The following is a 16,281-nucleotide window of genomic DNA, read 5'->3' on the forward strand; positions in this document are numbered from 1 at the left end:
ATGGCCTATTACCAATATTATCCAGTTGGGTAATATTTGCTTATGGATTGCCCTGAGCAAGGAGCGTTGGTCGTGATCCTGCGCCGGTGCGGACCTGGTTTTTCACTTTATCAACTGTCGTGTAAGAACTCCTAGAACGAAGTCGCTGCTGGTACTGTAGGCAACAATTGGCGCCCTAACTTCGGCCTTGACCACTGCTTCATCCACTCTCGCAGCGCCGGCTGCCACCATTGCGGCTAGCTGCCGGTCCTCCAAGATCACAAGCACGTGAACTGTGCCTTCGTTCCACGTCAATGAAAAGTCCGTGACCTGGTATCCAGCTCCACGAGCATGTGACTCAGGTCCACAAACCGTTTGGCAACCAGATGTCTTACGTTGCGCTCGCACTGCAATCGTTTCGATGGCTGTTGCGCTACGATGAAGAGTGGTTCAGGAGCAGCATGCCAATCACGCGTGCAATGCGCGCCCAGCGAACCCTGTTCTGACAACTCCAATCAGCTTGATGGAAGCTCAGTTCGGCCATCAAAATTCGTCAGGTAATCGCCAATGTGATAGAGCCCGTAGCACCGCACATGCACTCTGGCGACGTTTCTCAAATTGACATATGACGATACAGGTTGCTGCGTATCCACTGCCCATTTCCAGCATCCGAGTTCTGCGTCTGCCACAAGCGGAAATCAGGATCGGCAGTCAGTGCGTCCATGCATGTGCCATACTCGGCATATGTTGCAAAAGGGACTGTGAATGACAAGTTCCCCACTTCGCCAACGCTCACATTCCATAACGATGGTTCTGCACCGTACTTACGCCACAATGCAGCAACGACCTTGACGCTTTCTATCAGATTGATGAAATTGCTGCCGGGCAGTGGACGAAATTCGTACTGAACAAGAATGCTCATAGCAATTCCTTTACGTTGAACGGGATGAACGGTAATTTTTAAGTGTAGGGAGAAATTCCAAATTAACAAGTAGAACTTCTTTATTTGGAGTTCGATGACAACGGCCACATACTGACCGGTATGAGTCTGCGGCGAACCGGGCCTACGTCAGAACTGCTTGATTTTACGGAGATTGGGATGACGTCAATTCCATCCTAAGGCATCAACGTACAACTGTAAATCCGTAGGTGCCTGGTTCGAGTCCAGGTTGGGGAGCCAGAATGCCAAGGGCCACACGTCAAACTGTGGCCCTTTTCTATTGCGGCGCGCCGTTGCGCGCCAGCACCTTGCCTATGCTCAGGGATCGACAAACACGTCGAAGCGGACGTTGAGCGGACTGCCCCAGGAAATTTCGACCCAGGCGAAGAAGCCGCCATTGAACGGGGCAATGTTGTAGACGGCCATGCGGGCGGCGCCGATGAAGCGGTGCTGGGCGTCGCTGCTGTACTCGCTGATGTTGAGGAGGACGCGGGAATTGGCCGTCACGCGTGTGTTGTTGAAGCGCACGGCGCGGAACACGCCGTTGGCCCGCCACGTGTAATAGGTGGTGAACGCGGCGGGGGACAGGTTGGCTGTTTGCTCGTCCGCCCCCTCCACCATGTTGTCGGGACCTTTCATGATCGCCGGAAGGTCGGTGATCGTTTCGGCCAGATTGCTGCCTGCCCGATGTTCTTTTTTCATGTCCATGATATCGCCTCGCTGTGGTTCGCCCCGCATGTCGTCGGGATGCCTGACGCCCCATCCTGCGCTGCCCAGCCGATGGGGTTTGCCCTGCCTTGCCTTGGCAAAGTAGTAATTTATTCTAGGGCGGAAAAAACGGAATCCTAGGCGGGGGCGGCGGCATTTCAACAGCGGGTTTGTGCTACAGCAAACCGAGTGAAAACGGGGTTTCACCCGGTTATTGAATCGCCTGTCAGTGCGCCATCAGCACCGGCACCGTCATCGCTTGCAGCACGGTGCGGGTGGTGCCGCCCAGCAGCACTTCGCGCAGCCGCGCGTGGCCGTAGCAGCCCATTACCAGCAAATCGGCGCCGCTGTCGGCGGCCAGCGACAGCAGCGCCTCGCCGACGTCGCCGTTGCCCGCCTCCTCGCGGACGCTGACGGCGACGCCGTGCCGCGCCAGATGCAGCGCGATGTCGGCGCCGGCTTGCTGGCCGTGCGCGTCGTCCTGCTGGCGCGGATTGAACACGGCCAGCTCCACCGTCCGCGCTCGCCGCAGCAGCGGCAAGGCGTCGCGCACCGCGCGGCGCGCTTCGAGGCTGCCGTTCCAGCCCACCAGCACGTGGGCGCCGACGCTGGCGAAGGCGCCGGCGTAGGGCACGATGAGTACCGGACAACCGGAGTGGATGGCGACGTATTCGGGAAAGTCGGGGCCGAGCAGCTGGTTGGCCTGGCCGGGATCGGTTTGCCCCAGTATCGCCAGGTCGCAAAAGCTGGCGCTCAGGCTGATGCCGGGCGCCGCCTCGTCGTCGATCCGGCGCAGTTCGAACGAGGTGGCGTTGGCGCGCCGGACCTGCTGTTCGAATTGCGCCAGTGCGGCGTCGGCGCGCTGGCGCAGGATGTCGAGGTAGGGCGCCAGGGACGGCGCGCCGGCGTCGCCGACGTGCTGGTGCAGGAAGGCGGAGATGCCGGTCGACGCCGCGCCGATCAGGTGGGCGCCGTCGGCCGCCGCCAGTTGCAGCGCCAGGTCGATGCGCGTCGCCGTCTGGTGCGATTGGTCGACATGGACAAGGATGGTTTTGTATGGCATGGCGCAGCTCCTTTTTTCAGCGTGTCAGCGATGCCGACCCGGCTTGTAGAGTAGCGCCTCGCCGCGCGGCGCCCGGCCGATTCTGCGGTGCGCTTGTGCGGCGTCAAGGGATGCTGCGCTGCCTCAGGCGCGCGGGTAGGCGCTGCCCAGACGGAAGAGAAGTTCGGCAGTGCAGTTGGCGCAGGTAGCGCGTTAAGACGGGAACGCAGGAGCCGTAACATTGTGAGCGGCATAGCTGGTCTTGTCGTTGGGCTGGACGGCGCATTGTACATTTCGCCGTGCGTTTATTTGCAGGCTGGATCGTTGTCCCAGCGTCCCGCGCAGATCCGCGAGCGGCACAGCATGCCTTCGATGACGCCAAGCTGTTTGCAGCGCTGTAGCAGGCTGTCGGTGGTGTCGTGCGCGCCGCGCAGCACGACGTCGCGGTTGGTCCCGGCGGCGCCGCCGGCGTCTTGCTTGTTGACGTGGGCCACCAGCGCCGTCAGCAGGGCGACGTCGCTGTCGGGCGGCACGGCGGCCGACGCCGGCGCCTTTTTCGGCGGTGCGCTTGTTCCGGCGGCCGCCACGCGCGGCCGGGCTGGTGCGCGTGGCGCGGCCGGCGCCTGGCTGGCGGGCGCGGTGCCGGCCTTGTCCGGCGCGGCGGCGGGCCGCTGCGCGGGAGGCGCCGCCGTCGCATCGTTGACGATGGCGGCCGGTGCCGGCATGTCGCGCAGCGCCGCCACGGGCTGCGGCTGTTCCCGAGGCGGCGCGGCGCGCCTGGCTTCGACGCCGTCTGGCGGCGGTGCGCTGGCGTGCCGGTAGCCCAGCCAGCCCGCGCCTATCAGTAGCAGCAGCGCGAGGGCGGCGACGCCGCCGCGGCCAAGGCGGGGGCGGGGGCGTTGCGGCACGGGCGCGCCGTGTTCGAGGCTGGCCAGAATACGGCTGTGGTCGGCCGGCTCCGGCGTCGACTTGCCCAGCAGCTCAGGCGGTTTTGTCGCTTGCAAAATATCACCTCCAAACTTGATGTAGCGTTCCATGCGCCGCCGGCATCGGCATAGCATGAAGCCGTCCCCAGCCTGAACCATTTCGCGGAGCGCGCCATGTTGATCGTCCTGGTCCTGATGTATTTCCTGCTCGCCTGTTTTGCCGCCTGGCTGCTGCTATTTCCCGGCGGGCGCGAGCTGGTGCTGCAGTCGATGGCCAATCTGGGCTTGCGCGTCCAGCGCAGGGCCGGGCATTGGCATCGCGGCGGCGCCGGTCGCGCCGGCGCGCTGGGCTGCGCCGCGCAATCGACGCTGGCGCGGGCTTGGCAGGCGCTGGCGCGGCACCGCTGGGTCGCGCTGGCGGCCGTCTTGCTGCTGGGCCTGCCGCCGCTGCTGGCCTGGCTGGCCAGCGGCGGGAGCATGCTGGGCAGCTACGACGGCGGCAGCCGCGTCGCCAATGTCCAGCTCAGCGACTTGCTGATGGGCGAGCAGCTGGTGCCGCCGCCGGCACCGCCGCCGCTGGTGTTTACGACGCTGGAGGTGACGCAGTTGCGGCCGCTGCTGGGCGGCGCCAGCCGCAACTGGCAGTTGCTCGATCAGCATTTCGGCCAGCGCCTGCTGCTGGTGTTTAAGATCATGCGCGACAGGTACGGCTACGAGATGGCGCTGCTGGAGGGTTACCGCAGCCCGGCGCGGCAAAACATGCTCGCCGCCGCCGGCCCCTCGGTGAGCAATGCGAAGGCATTCCAAAGCTACCACCAGTACGGCCTGGCGGCCGATTGCGCGTTTTTTCGGGATGGCAAGTTGCTCATTTCGGAAAAGGATCCTTGGGCCATGCGCGGTTATCGCCTCTACGGCGAGGTGGCCGAATCGCTCGGCCTGCACTGGGGCGGGCGCTGGACGATGATGGATTTCGGCCATACGGAATTGCGGCAGCCTGGCGTGCTGGGAAAATGAGCTTGTCACATTGTAGTGTCTGGGCGCGGCGCCCGTCTGCGGCCCCGCCATGATCGTTGTCACAGCTCAAGAAAGCCCCGCTTTATTGGTGTCACCATCATTGGCGCAGCCGGGCCACCGATCCACCGTCGATATTCTCCTCCATCCCATGATGCGACGAATCTGGCAGTTCTTGACCGATACCCGCAATCTCAGCGTGCTCGCCTGCCTGGCGCTGGCGGCCTTCCTTTTCCTGGGCGCGGAGGCGCTGGAAATCGGCGCGTTGTGGGCGCTGGCCGCGCTGGCGCTGGCCGGCGCCGCGTGGGCGCTGCTGTGGTGGTGGCACCGCCGCCGCGCGCGCCGCGAGGCCGAGCAGCTGGAGCTGGCCATGCGCCGCGAGGCCGAGGCGGAGGCCGCCGCGGCCGGTCCCGGCGAGCCGGCCCGCGACGAGCTCAACCTGCTGCGCGACGGCATGCTGCAGGCGATCGACACGATCAAGAGTTCCAAGCTGGGCCAGGTGTCGGGCACGGCCGCGCTGTATGAATTGCCGTGGTATATGATCATCGGCAATCCGGCGGCCGGCAAGAGCAGCGCGATCAGCAATTCCGGCCTGGAGTTCCCCTTCGCCGACAGCAGCGCCGTGCGGGGCGTCGGCGGCACCCGCAATTGCGACTGGTTCTTCACCACCGAGGGCATCCTGCTCGACACGGCCGGGCGCTATGCGGTCCTCGACGAGCACCGCGCCGAGTGGTTCGGCTTCCTCGACCTGCTCAAGCGCCACCGCGCCAAGGCGCCCATCAACGGCATCCTCATCGCCGTCAGCGTCGCCGAGCTGGGCGGCGACGACGCCGACGTCGGGCGCAAGCTGGCGCGCAGCCTGCGCAAGCGGGTCCAGGACGTCGTCGAGCGCCTCGAAGTGTTCGCGCCGCTGTATGTCGTCTTCACCAAGGCCGACCTGGTCGCCGGCTTCGGCGAGTTCTTCGCCGAGGCCGAACGCAGCGAGCGCGACCGCGTGTGGGGCGCGACGATGCCCTACAAGCGCAAGGTGGGCGCCGTCGACTTGCTGGCCTTCTTCGACCACAGCTTCGACGAGTTGCACGACGGCCTCACCGAGATGAGCCTGGCGAACATGGCGCACCGGCGCCGCGAGCGCATGCCGCCCGGCGTGTTCACTTTCCCCCTCGAATTCGCCGCGCTGAAGGGCGCGCTGCGCGTCTTCATCGCCACCCTGTTCGAGGAAAACCCGTTCCAGTTCCAACCCGTCTTCCGCGGCTATTACTTCACCAGCGCGCTGCAGGAGGGCGAGCCGGTCAGCGCCTCGTCGAAGCAGGTGGTGCAGCGTTTCGCGCTGGACTACACGGCGCTGCCGCCGGCCGCCGCCAGCGGCCGCCAGTATGGTTACTTCCTGCTCGACCTGTTCCGCAAGGTGGTCTTCGCCGACAAGTATCTGGTGTCGAACTACGCCAGCAAGTACAAGGTGCAGCTGAAATACGCGGTGTTCTTCGGCGCCACGCTCACGCTCGGCGCCTGCCTGGGCGGCTGGAGCTGGTCCTACCTGGGCAACCGCCACCTGCTGGCCCATGTGCAGGCCGACCTCGACAAGGTGGTGCGGCTGCAGGACAAGCGCCTCGATTTGCAGTCGCGGCTGGAGGCGCTGGAGATCCTGCAGGACCGCATCGAGCAACTGGACAAGTATCGCGTGGAACGGCCGTGGTCGCTGCGCATGGGCCTGTACCAGGGCGAGCTGCTCGAACGCAAGCTGCGCGAGGAGTATTTCTCGGGTGTGCGCGAAGTGATGCTGAAACCGGTGACGGGCAATATCGAGGCGCTGCTGGCGGAGATGAACGCCAACGCCGAACAATTGCAGGCGGCGCCGCGCGCGCCGGCCGCCGCGCCGGCGCCGCTGCCGGCCGGCCGGCAGTTCCAGGAGGCTTCGCCCACCAACGTCGAGGACGCCTACAACGCGCTGAAGGCGTACCTGATGCTGGTCGACAAGGCGCATGCCGAACCCAGCCATTTGAACGACCAACTGGCGCGCTTCTGGCGCGGCTGGCTCGACAGCAACCGCGGCGCCATGCCGCGCGAGCAGTTGATCCGCAGCGCAGAACGGCTGCTGAGCTTTTACCTGGCGCAGATGGGCGACCCGTCGTGGCCGCGCGTCGAGCTCAAGCTGGCGCTGGTCGACCAGGCGCGCGAGAACCTGCGCCGGGTCGTGCGCGGCATGCCGGCGCGCGAGCGCGTCTACGCCGACATTCGCGCGCGCGCGGCGACGCGTTTCGCGCCGATGACGGTGGCGCGCATCGTCGGCGAGCAGGACCAGGCGCTGCTGGCCGGCAGTTACGCGATCGCCGGCACTTTCACGCGCCAGGCGTGGGAGAAGTTCGTCGACGGCGCCTTCCGCGAGGCCGCCAACGGCGAGCTGCGCAGCGCCGACTGGGTGCTCAAGAGCGCGGCCAGGGACGACCTGACGCTGGAGGGCAGCCCCGAGCAGATCCAGAAGGGCTTGGTCGAGCTGTACAAGGCCGACTACGCGCGCGAGTGGCAGCGCTTCGTCCAGGGCGTCGCCGTCAGCGAGATGCGCGGCTTCGACGGCGCCGTGCTGGCGATGAACCGGCTGGGCGACCCGCAGTCGTCGCCGCTGGCCAAGCTGCTGGCGGCGATTTACCATGAAACGTCGTGGGACAACCCCAGCCTGGCCGCCGCCGAGCTGGGCAAGGCCGAGGGCGGCGTCGCCAACTGGTTCAGGGACACCTTCCTGCGGCGCGCGCCGGCGCCGGTGAACGTCAGCGTGAGCCTGGGCGGCGCGGCCGACGCGCCCCGGCCGATGGGCGCGGTGGGGCGCGAGTTCGCCGGCGTCGCCCGCCTCGTCGCGCCCAGGGACAAGGACGCCTCGCTGATGCGCGCGTATATGGAGGCGCTGTCGAAGCTGCGCAGCCGCCTGAACCTGTTGAAGAATCAGGGCGATCCCGGCCCCGGCGCCAGGCAGTTCATGCAGCAGACGCTGGAGGGCAGCGGCTCGGAGCTGGCCGACGCGCTCAAGTACGTCGACGAGCAAATGCTCACCGGCATGAGCGACGCGCAGCGGCAGGCGATCCGGCCCATCCTCGTGCGCCCGCTGATGCAAACCTTCGCCGTCATCGTCGCGCCGGCCGAGGCCGACCTTAACAAGACCTGGCTGGCCCAGGTGTACGAGCCCTTCCAGAAGTCGCTGGCGAACAAGTACCCGTTCGCGCCGGCCGCGCGGATCGAGGCCGGCAGCGCCGAAATCGGCCAGTTCTTCGGACCGGACGGCTTGATCGCCAAATTCGTCACCGGCGCGATGGGGCCGCTGGTGGTGCGCCGCGGCGACGTGCTGGCCGCCCGGACCTGGGCCGACATGGGGCTGAGCCTGTCGCCGCAGGTGGTGGCGCGCCTGCCCGGCTGGATCGCGCCGCTGGGGGCCGGCGGCGCGGCCGGCGCGGCGGGGCCGGTGCAGACGGTGTTCCAGATCCAGCCGATGGCCGCGCCCGGCACGCTGGAGTACACGGTCGAGATCGACGGCCAGCAACTGCGCTACCGCAACACGCCGGCGCAGTGGGTGAACATGGTGCATCCCGGCACGCAGGGCACGCCGGGCGCGCGCATCACGGCCATCACCTTCGACGGCCGCAGCGTCGAGCTATTCAACGAGCCCGGCCAGTTTGGCTTGAAGCGCATGATCGACGCCGCCAGCAAGAAGCGCAAGGAGGGCGGCGTCTACGAGCTGCGCTGGAGCAGCGGCAACGTCTCGGTGGCCTTCGACCTGAAGATCACCAGCAACCCCGAGGCGAGCGGCGACGACGCCGGACCGCAGCAGCAGGGCTGGCGCGGCATGACGCTGCCGGAGGCGATCGTCGGCCGCGCCGCGCCGGCCCCGGCGGCGCCCGCGCCAGGCGCCGGCGGAGCGGCGCCGTGAAGCGCGCGCCGCAGCGGGTGCGCATCGGCTACTTCGGCAAGCTGCCGGCGCACGGCGACTTCATCAAGGCGTGCGGCAACACCGCGCTGGTGACGCTGCTCGACCAGTGGCTGGCCGAGGTGATGAACCTGCTGAAGGCCGAGCCGCGCTGGAAACTGCTCTACGACGCCATGCGCCCGCTGCAGTTCGCCTTTGTCGGCACGCGCAGCCGGTGCGCCATCGCCGGGCGCATCGCCGCCAGCAGCGACCAGTCGCAGCGGCGTTTCCCCTTCCTGGCGATGAGCGCGCTCGACGTCGGCGAGCCGGCCCGCTTCGTGGCGCGCAGCCCGCTGGCGCTGGCCGGCCTGTGGCAGCGGCTCGACAGCCTGGCCGGCGCCGTCGGCGCCGCCGCCGACCCCGGCCCGGCGTTGCTGGCGCTGGCCGCCGGCGTCGTCGACGTCGAACCGGACGGGGCGGGCCACGACGGGGAATTCGCCGCCTTCGCCGAGCGGCACACCCTGTCCGGCCTCGACGCCATGCTGGCGTCGGCCGGCTTTGCCGGTCCGGCGCGGCAATTGATCATGGCGCTGGGCTTGCTGTTGCAGGCGGTGCGCGATAACGGCGCCGCCCGGCTGGAGAAAAGCCTGGTGCTGCCGGTGCCGGCCGACGCCGCCCGGCGCTGCCTCGTCGCCGCCTTCTGGCTGCACCTGATCGCGCCCTTCCTGCAGCAGGCCGATTTCGAGCTGGCGCTGTTTTTCACCGAGCGGCAGGGCGGGGCGGTCATGGTGATCGGCTTTTGCGGCGCCGATCCGCACACGCTGCTGGCGATCATCGACCCGGCCGCCGGGATCGAACGCCACATCGACTTCGAGTCCATGGAGTGGGTCGACGAGCGCGTCCGCGCCGACGCCCGCCTGCAGCAACTGGCGGCTTGCCTGGCGCGGCCGCAGCTGTCGCTGCGCTCGGCCCACGAGCTGTTCCATGAAACCTTTGCCTGTGCGCCGCCGGAGGGCCGATGAAACTGCATACGCTGCACGGTTTTTTTCTCTGCGCCGCCGGCCTGGGCGGCGCGGCGCTGGCCCAGGTGCCGGCGCCGGCCACGCCGAAGCCGGGCCAGATCCTCGTCAACGGCACGGTTCCCGACGAGGCCAGCAAGGCCGCCGTGCTGGCCCGGCTGCGCGAGTTGTACGGCGCCGAGCAGGTGGTCGACCAGATCGCCGTCGGCGGCGTGGCGATGCCGCCGAACTGGAGCGGCTACGTGCAAAAGCTGATCAATCCGAGCCTGAAGCTGATTACGCGCGGCCAGTTGAAAATCGACGGCAACAACGTCAGCGTGCGCGGCGAGGTGGCGAACGAGGCGCAGCGGCAGCAGATCGCCAGCGACATCGCCACCCGGCTCAACCCGACCTACACGGTCAACAACGGCCTGCGCGTCAGCGCCGCCGAACAGAACCTGCTGGACGAGACGCTGGCGCGGCGCATCATCGAATTCGACATCGGCAAGACGACGCTGACGGCGTCGGGCCAGGCCATCCTCGACGAGATGGCGGCCGCGTTGCAAAAGCTCAAGAGCAGGAAGGTCGAGGTGATTGGCCACACGGACAATAGCGGCCTGCGCGAGAGCAACGTTGCACTCAGCCTGGCCCGGGCCGAGGCTGTGCGCGGCTATTTGGCGATGAGGGGCATCAATCCGGAACTGGTGGCGGTGTCGGGGCAGGGGCCGGACCGGCCGGTGGCCGACAACGGCTCGGCCGACGGGCGCGCGCGCAACCGCCGCATCGAATTCCGCATCGCGCAGTAAGCGGGCCGCCGGTCTTGTTCGTGCGCGGGGCACCTTATTTGGCGGTATCGACGCCGCGGCCGCAGCTTATGCCAGGGCTCGAAAAGTAACGATGCATTTTTAGCCGGCAGCAGCCGGCATGAACACCTCGTCGAGCGTCTGGGCGCGCACGAAAGCCTTGGACCATGCCTTCAGCTCAGCCGCCGTCGCATGGGCAAGCCGCTGTTGCACAGGCGCGGGCAAGGCGCCAAAGCGCTCGGCCAGCAACTGGCTCAACATCAGCACTTGTCCTTCCAATCGTCCTTCCTTGCGGCCGCGTTCCAGTCCGATGCGTTCAATGGATGAAATATAAGGCATTTTCTGACTCCTTTCCTGCTCGCCGATGCGCTGCCACAGCGCGCGCTCAAGCGGCTTGGGCAGCCACATCATCCAGTCGATCACCATCAATAAGTCCATGATAGCCTGCCTGTCCCAGTTGCGCTCAAGGAGCAGTGTCAGCAAACGCCATTTTTCCTCCGCGCGCCGCTCGGCCTTGCCCTTGGTGTCGCGCGCCGCCAGATAGGCGGCGGTCAGCAGCGCAAAGGGATTGGCGTCGGCCAGCAATGCTTCGGGGCGGCCGGCGAAATCGCGTAATTTGACGATAGGAAAATCAATGCCCATCCTGCAGCCGAAGCAGTTGTAGCCGAAGGCGTGCGGCTTCCAGTCCGCGCTGTCGTCGGTCAGCAGCGCCAGGCTGGCGACGGGCCGGCGATACAGGTCGAAGATGCGGTAGTTGTACGTGAACATGCGCTCGGCGAAGCGGCGCTCGCGGCGGCCCTGCACCTCCAGATGCAGCAGCAACCATTGCTCGCCGCCGCCGCGCAAGCTGAGTTGCACCAGTTTGTCGGCCAGGCGCTTGCCCAGCGCGGCGTCGCGCGCCACCTGCGCCAATTCCTTGTCGAGAAAAACATGTCCCCGCGACCAGTCGATTTGCTCGTAGGCCAGGGGGAAATAGAACGCCATGAAGGCGGGGAAATAACGCGTGACGGCGTCCTTCCAGGGCGTGTCGTAGTCGTCTTTGGCGCGGACCATGAACGGGGGGCGGCGGCCGGACGCGGAGGCTAAGGCAGGGTGATGGTCAGATGGGCGGGACGCGGCGCCAGTTGCACCAGATTCGCGTAGGCCGCCATCGCGTTCACCGTGTCCTGCGTCAGCGAGGACTTCAAGCCCCAGTAGGCGCACACGGCGATCAGCGCGAACAGGCTCGACAGCGCCCACAGCGGCAGGCCGCCGCGGTATTTGTGGATCACCTGGTCGGGCCGCTCGCCGCGCGGCGCGAAGCCGCGGCTCTTGCCCTTGATGTGGGCGATCTCGTCGCCCAGGCGGGCGCTCAGGTAGTTCAGCTTTTCGCCGCCGTGTATCGCGTACTTGCCCTGAAAACCCAGCAGCAGGCACATGTGGAACACCTGCAGCGCCTGCAGGCGCGCGCCGCCCTTGCCGCGCAGCTCTTCGAGGCGGTCGAAGAAGTGCTCGCCGGCCAGTTGGTCGCCGAACAGCAGCAGTTGCAGCGGGCGCCGCTCCCATTCGCCGCGCACGGGAAAGGTCGAGCTGAGAATGACTTCGTCGAGGGCCGCGCAGAAGGCGTATTTGGCCGCCTCGATGTCCTCGCTCTCGGCCCGCAGTTTTTTCGCTTCGCGGTCGAATTCGGCGAGGAAGGGGCTGATTTTTTGCATGAACGCGTCGTCGCCCAAGGGCGGCGACGCGCCGTTCTTCAGCATGAACAGCAGATAGAAACCCTCGTGCATCAAGTCCAGCAGCGAGCCGCCGCGCGTGGCGGCCGGCGCGGCGCCGCGCGGACCCAGCAGCGAGGGCGCGGCGCGCCGTTCGACCCGGTTCGTCATGGCGCCGCCGCGCGCCTCTGGCGCCGCCGTCCCCGCATGTTCTTCGATCGTATCCGCATCTTCCGCTCCCCGAAATATGTGTCGGCCTCAGCGGCAGCGCACCGTCGCGCCGCCGCCGGCCGAACCGGCGCCCACGCTCAGCGCGCAGGCGTTGACGCCCACCGTGATGCCCGATTGTTCGGCCTCGGCGGCGCCGAACGCCAGGCGCCAGCGCTGCGCGGCCGGCGCGCGGAATAGCGCGACAATGCCGATGAAAGACGCCTCCTTGCTGACTTTTTCCAGCACTTCATAGCGCTGGCCCGGCACCAGCAGCACCTCTTTCACTTCCAGCAAATCGGCGCCGAGCAGCTCGCGCTCGCGCTGCGCGCTGAGGAAACTGTCGTAGGGCGCCTGCTCGAAGGCGGCCGTTTGCCGCAACTTGTAAATGCGCGCCACCAGGGCCAGCGGCTGGCCGCCGGCATCGCTGTTCAGGTTGGCGCCGGCGTACAGCTTGATGGCGACATGGCGCGGCGGTTTTTGCGCGTCGGGCACTTCGACAGGCTTCCTGATGCCGACCAGCTCCAGCGCCGCGCCGGCCAGCGATCCGGCCGCGCCGCCGGCGCAGCCCGCCAGCGCAGCCAGCAGTGCGAGCAGGGCGAGGCGGCATGGCAAGAGGGGATGCATATTCGCTACCTCGGACGGGTGGAGGCAAGCCGCCATCCGGGTGGAGGGGCGGGGCTGTCGCCATTTAACCGGAGATGGCCGTGGCGTTTTTTGCGCCCGCGCAAGTTCTCCCCCGCCCCGCCGATCGGGCGCGCTCGCCGTTCGCACGGACTCTGCGCTGCATCAGCCCTTCTAATGAAAATGCCCCGGTATTAGCGGAACTAATTGTTTGCTGATTCACCGCAACGGGCCATAAAACCGCCCGGTCAATAATTGCCTCCACCAAGACCTGCCTTTTTTCAACAAAGAGGAAACCCTATGAAGCTTCGCTCCCTGCTGCCCTGCGTGGTCAGCGTTTTCCTGCTCGCCGCCTGTGCCAGCACCGATGGCCCCCGTTCGGGCTCCACGACCCTGAAACAGCTGATGAGCGAGGCCGACGTCGCCGCCAAAGCGGGGCAGTACGATAAATCGCTGGCGCTGCTGAAAGGGGCCGGCGGCGCCTTCCCGGCCGACAAGGCGCCGTGGCTGCAGATGGCCCAGATGAAGTTCGACCGCAACCATTACGGCGACGCCATCCAGCATGCGCTGGAGGCGCTGCAGCGCGACCCCGACGACAAGTTGGCCAACAGCATTCTCGCCGTCAGCGGGCTGCGCCTGTCGAGCCGGGCGTTGGCCGACCTGACGCGGCAAAACAATTTGAACGGTTCGCTGCGTTCGGAGGCGCAGGAGCTGGCCAAGCTGTTGCGCGCCAGCCTGGGCGAAGAGGTGCTGGTGCCGCCGCCGGGCGTGGCGAGCGCGGCCAGGCGGGCGGCGGCGCCGAAGCGGCCGGCGCCGCCCGCCGCGCCGGCCAAGTCCACGCTGCAGGGCAGCGGCGCCGACCCGTTTAGCGGCTTGAGCAAGTAAGTCCGGCAGCAGCCTGGCTGGTCCCCCTTAATGTGAATGGAGTTGTCATGGCCAAAGGTGAAAGCATTCAGAAACGCCTGCAGAAAGTGCGCCCGCCGCGGGTGCAGATGACGTATGACGTCGAGGTTGGCGGTGCCACCGAAAACAAGGAACTGCCCTTTGTCGTTGGCGTGCTGGGCGACTTCGGCGGTAATCCCGATGCCGGAAAGAAGCGCCTGAAGGAACGCAAATTCGTCGCCATCGACCACAATAATTTCGATGAGGTACTGGGCGGCGTCGAGCCGGCCTTGAACTTTCGCGTGCCGAACCTGCTTGGCGCCGAGGGCGGCAGCTTCGAGGTCGAGCTGCGCTTCAAGGCGATGGCCGACTTCCGCCCGGAAGCCGTGGTCAACCAGGTCGAGCCGTTGCGCAAACTGCTGGCCGCGCGCACCAAGCTGGCCGACCTGCGCAACAAACTGGCCGGCAACGACAGGCTGGAGGACATCCTTGGCGAGGTGCTCGGCAACACCGACAAATTGTCCGCCCTCACGCCCCACGCAGCGAAACAGGAGGATTGACATGCCGGCACAAGCGAACCCGCTTTCCACCGTCGCCGAGGCGGCGGCGCCCGACCTGCTCGACGAGATCGTCGAGCAGAGCAAGGTGGCCAAGTCCAGCGCCGAGCATGCGCGCGCCCGCGACCTCATCGCCGAGCTGGTCAGCCAGGTGCTGGATGGCGCGGTGCTCATGTCGGGCAATCTGTCGGCGACGCTGGACGCCCGCGTGGCGGAGCTGGACCGGCTGATCTCGGCGCAGCTGAGCGCGGTGATGCACGCGCCCGCCTTCCAGCAGCTGGAGCAGAGCTGGACCGGCCTGAATTATCTGGTCGACAATTCCAGCACGGGCCAGCGCCTGCAGATCCGCATGCTCAACGTCGGCAAGCGCGAGCTGGTGAAGGACTTCCAGGCGGCGCTGGAGTTCGACCAGAGCGCCCTGTTCAAGAAAGTCTACGAGGAGGAGTTCGGCACCTTCGGCGGCGCGCCCTATGCCGCGCTGCTGGGCGACTTCGCGCTGTCGCGCCAGCCCGAGGACATCTACTTCCTCGAACAGATGTCGCACGTGGCGGCGGCCGCGCACGCGCCCTTCATCGCCGCCGCCGCGCCGGAGCTGTTCGGCCTGGAGACTTACGGCGACCTGGGCAAGCCGCGCGACCTGGCCAAGGTGTTCGACACGGTGGAATACTCGAAATGGAAAGCCTTCCGCGACAGCGAGGACGCGCGCTACGTGGGCTTGACGCTGCCGCGCTTCCTTGGCCGGCTGCCGTACAACCCCGTCGACGGCATGACCGTCGACGGTTTCAACTTCGTCGAGGACGTCGACGGCAGCGACCACCACAAATACCTGTGGTGCAACGCCGCCTACGCCTTCGGCAGCAAGCTCACGGCCGCCTTCGACGACTACGGCTGGTGCGCGGCGATCCGCGGCGTCGAGGGCGGCGGCCTGGTCGACGACCTGCCCACCCACACCTTCAAGACGGACGAGGGCGAGGTGGCGCTGAAATGCCCGGCCGAGGTGGCCATCACGGACCGGCGCGAAAAGGAGTTGAGCGACCTCGGTTTCATTTCGCTGGTGCACTGCAAGAACACCGCCTACGCCGCCTTCTTCGGCGCCCAGTCGGCCCAGAAGGCGAAGAAATATAGCTCCGACTCGGCCAACGCGAACGCCGTGCTGTCGTCGCAGCTGCAATACATCTTCGCCGTGTCGCGCATCGCCCACTACATGAAGGCGATGATGCGCGACAAGGTCGGCAGCTTCACGGCGGCCGCCAATGTCGAGGATTTCCTGAACCGCTGGCTGATGCAGTACGTGCTGCTCGACGACAACGCCAGCCAGGAGCAAAAGGCCCAGTTCCCCCTGCGCGAAGCCTCGGTGCAAGTCGCCGAAGTGCCGGGCCGGCCCGGCGTCTACCGCGCCGTCTCCTTCCTGCGGCCGCACTTCCAGCTCGACGAACTGTCCGTTTCCCTCCGTCTGGTTGCGGAGTTGCCGCAATCGACAGCTTCCTGATCGTCCGCGATCATTCTTTCACTTGAGGAGTACAGCATGGCAATTGACGTCTATCTGCAAATCGACGGCATCAAGGGCGAGTCGACCGACGAGCGCCACCGCGACTGGATCGAATGCCGCTCGGTGCAGTGGCATGTGTCGCAGCCGAAATCGGCCACGGCCTCCACCGGCGGCGGCCACACGGCCGAGCGCTGCGAGCACAGCGACATCGCGATCTCGAAGCTGGCCGACCTGTCCTCGCCCATCCTGCTGCAAACCTGCTCGGCCGGCAAGACGATACCGAAGGCGCGTTTCGAGTTCATGCGCGCCGACGGCCAGGGCGAGCGCATCAAGTATTTCGAGATCGAAATCGAGAACGTGCTGATCGGCTCCGTCAGCCCCTCGGTCGGCGAGGGCGACATCCTGTCCGAGGAAGTCGGCATCAAGTTCTCCAAGGTCAAGTGGAAATACACGCAGCAGAAAATCACCGGCGGCGCCGGCGGCAACACTTCCGGCGGCTGGGACCTGTCGAGCAACCGCATCGCCTGAGCCC

General features: G+C 66.7%; 15 protein-coding genes. 8 read left to right on the forward strand and 7 right to left on the reverse strand.

Features of this window, described 5'->3' with window-relative positions; genetic code table 11:
* Window positions 1-592 precede the first annotated feature (592 nt).
* The 4 genes from OIK44_RS00145 to OIK44_RS00160 all read right to left on the reverse strand — a co-directional run bounded on the left by OIK44_RS00145 (window position 593) and on the right by OIK44_RS00160 (window position 3,673).
* Entirely contained in the window at window positions 593-901 is a 309-nt protein-coding gene (locus tag OIK44_RS00145) for a hypothetical protein (protein WP_273668623.1), read from the reverse strand.
* 336 nt (window positions 902-1,237) lie between these two features.
* Window positions 1,238-1,627 (reverse strand): hypothetical protein, encoded by a 390-nt coding sequence (locus OIK44_RS00150; RefSeq protein WP_273668624.1) that lies wholly within the window; start codon window positions 1,625-1,627, stop codon window positions 1,238-1,240.
* 226 nt (window positions 1,628-1,853) lie between these two features.
* Window positions 1,854-2,690, reverse strand: coding sequence for a universal stress protein (locus OIK44_RS00155; RefSeq protein WP_273668625.1), 837 nt, complete (start codon window positions 2,688-2,690; stop codon window positions 1,854-1,856).
* A 284-nt stretch (window positions 2,691-2,974) separates the two neighbouring features.
* The gene (locus tag OIK44_RS00160) at window positions 2,975-3,673 is read right to left on the reverse strand and encodes a hypothetical protein (protein WP_273668626.1); all 699 of its coding nucleotides are present in this window, start codon (window positions 3,671-3,673) and stop codon (window positions 2,975-2,977) included.
* 96 nt (window positions 3,674-3,769) lie between these two features.
* Here OIK44_RS00160 and OIK44_RS00165 point away from each other — a divergent pair, with 96 nt between their 5' ends.
* From OIK44_RS00165 to OIK44_RS00180, 4 genes are all read left to right on the forward strand, one after another.
* Entirely contained in the window at window positions 3,770-4,609 is an 840-nt protein-coding gene (locus OIK44_RS00165) for a M15 family metallopeptidase (protein ID WP_273668627.1), read from the forward strand.
* A 151-nt stretch (window positions 4,610-4,760) separates the two neighbouring features.
* Entirely contained in the window at window positions 4,761-8,522 is a 3,762-nt protein-coding gene (gene tssM / locus OIK44_RS00170) for a type VI secretion system membrane subunit TssM (RefSeq protein ID WP_273669761.1), read from the forward strand.
* Entirely contained in the window at window positions 8,519-9,520 is a 1,002-nt protein-coding gene (gene tagF / locus OIK44_RS00175) for a type VI secretion system-associated protein TagF (RefSeq protein ID WP_273668628.1), read from the forward strand. Before tssM ends, tagF begins: the two co-directional genes overlap by 4 nt.
* The gene (locus OIK44_RS00180) at window positions 9,517-10,302 is read left to right on the forward strand and encodes an OmpA family protein (RefSeq protein ID WP_273668629.1); all 786 of its coding nucleotides are present in this window, start codon (window positions 9,517-9,519) and stop codon (window positions 10,300-10,302) included. The genes tagF and OIK44_RS00180 overlap by 4 nt, the downstream gene beginning before the upstream one ends.
* A 99-nt stretch (window positions 10,303-10,401) precedes the next feature.
* Here the strand turns inward: OIK44_RS00180 and OIK44_RS00185 are convergent, their stop codons facing one another.
* From OIK44_RS00185 to tssJ, 3 genes are all read right to left on the reverse strand, one after another.
* Entirely contained in the window at window positions 10,402-11,352 is a 951-nt protein-coding gene (locus OIK44_RS00185) for an RpnC/YadD family protein (protein ID WP_273668630.1), read from the reverse strand.
* Between the two features lie 29 nt (window positions 11,353-11,381).
* Window positions 11,382-12,161, reverse strand: coding sequence for a type IVB secretion system protein IcmH/DotU (icmH, locus tag OIK44_RS00190; protein WP_273668631.1), 780 nt, complete (start codon window positions 12,159-12,161; stop codon window positions 11,382-11,384).
* Window positions 12,162-12,248: 87 nt separating this feature from the next.
* Window positions 12,249-12,824 (reverse strand): type VI secretion system lipoprotein TssJ, encoded by a 576-nt coding sequence (gene tssJ, locus OIK44_RS00195; protein WP_273668632.1) that lies wholly within the window; start codon window positions 12,822-12,824, stop codon window positions 12,249-12,251.
* 297 nt (window positions 12,825-13,121) lie between these two features.
* Here tssJ and OIK44_RS00200 point away from each other — a divergent pair, with 297 nt between their 5' ends.
* The 4 genes from OIK44_RS00200 to OIK44_RS00215 are packed head-to-tail and all read left to right on the forward strand — an operon-like array spanning window position 13,122 to window position 16,277.
* On the forward strand, window positions 13,122-13,706 hold the full coding sequence (locus tag OIK44_RS00200; protein WP_273668633.1) for a tetratricopeptide repeat protein: 585 nt from the start codon (window positions 13,122-13,124) through the stop codon (window positions 13,704-13,706).
* A gap of 47 nt (window positions 13,707-13,753) precedes the next feature.
* Entirely contained in the window at window positions 13,754-14,263 is a 510-nt protein-coding gene (gene tssB / locus OIK44_RS00205) for a type VI secretion system contractile sheath small subunit (RefSeq protein ID WP_273668634.1), read from the forward strand.
* Between the two features lies 1 nt (window position 14,264).
* The gene (tssC, locus tag OIK44_RS00210) at window positions 14,265-15,749 is read left to right on the forward strand and encodes a type VI secretion system contractile sheath large subunit (RefSeq protein ID WP_273668635.1); all 1,485 of its coding nucleotides are present in this window, start codon (window positions 14,265-14,267) and stop codon (window positions 15,747-15,749) included.
* 36 nt (window positions 15,750-15,785) lie between these two features.
* The gene (locus OIK44_RS00215; protein WP_273668636.1) at window positions 15,786-16,277 is read left to right on the forward strand and encodes an Hcp family type VI secretion system effector; all 492 of its coding nucleotides are present in this window, start codon (window positions 15,786-15,788) and stop codon (window positions 16,275-16,277) included.
* Window positions 16,278-16,281 lie beyond the last annotated feature (4 nt).

It is taken from the genome of Janthinobacterium fluminis (genome assembly GCF_028595325.1).
GTDB classification, from domain to species: Bacteria; Pseudomonadota; Gammaproteobacteria; order Burkholderiales; family Burkholderiaceae_D; genus Janthinobacterium; species Janthinobacterium fluminis.

Excerpts from the sequence above, each read along its gene's own strand:
- OIK44_RS00200 (WP_273668633.1), top strand. The coding sequence starts at position 13,122 with ATGAAGCTTCGCTCCCTGCTGCCCTGCGTGGTCAGCGTTTTCCTGCTC.
- OIK44_RS00165 (WP_273668627.1), top strand. The coding sequence starts at position 3,770 with ATGTTGATCGTCCTGGTCCTGATGTATTTCCTGCTCGCCTGTTTTGCC.
- OIK44_RS00215 (WP_273668636.1), top strand. The coding sequence starts at position 15,786 with ATGGCAATTGACGTCTATCTGCAAATCGACGGCATCAAGGGCGAGTCG.
- OIK44_RS00185 (WP_273668630.1), bottom strand. The coding sequence starts at position 11,352 with ATGGTCCGCGCCAAAGACGACTACGACACGCCCTGGAAGGACGCCGTC.
- tssB (WP_273668634.1), top strand. The coding sequence starts at position 13,754 with ATGGCCAAAGGTGAAAGCATTCAGAAACGCCTGCAGAAAGTGCGCCCG.
- OIK44_RS00145 (WP_273668623.1), bottom strand. The coding sequence starts at position 901 with ATGAGCATTCTTGTTCAGTACGAATTTCGTCCACTGCCCGGCAGCAAT.
- OIK44_RS00155 (WP_273668625.1), bottom strand. The coding sequence starts at position 2,690 with ATGCCATACAAAACCATCCTTGTCCATGTCGACCAATCGCACCAGACG.
- OIK44_RS00150 (WP_273668624.1), bottom strand. The coding sequence starts at position 1,627 with ATGGACATGAAAAAAGAACATCGGGCAGGCAGCAATCTGGCCGAAACG.
- icmH (WP_273668631.1), bottom strand. The coding sequence starts at position 12,161 with ATGACGAACCGGGTCGAACGGCGCGCCGCGCCCTCGCTGCTGGGTCCG.
- tssJ (WP_273668632.1), bottom strand. The coding sequence starts at position 12,824 with ATGCATCCCCTCTTGCCATGCCGCCTCGCCCTGCTCGCACTGCTGGCT.
- tssC (WP_273668635.1), top strand. The coding sequence starts at position 14,265 with ATGCCGGCACAAGCGAACCCGCTTTCCACCGTCGCCGAGGCGGCGGCG.
- tssM (WP_273669761.1), top strand. The coding sequence starts at position 4,761 with ATGCGACGAATCTGGCAGTTCTTGACCGATACCCGCAATCTCAGCGTG.
- OIK44_RS00180 (WP_273668629.1), top strand. The coding sequence starts at position 9,517 with ATGAAACTGCATACGCTGCACGGTTTTTTTCTCTGCGCCGCCGGCCTG.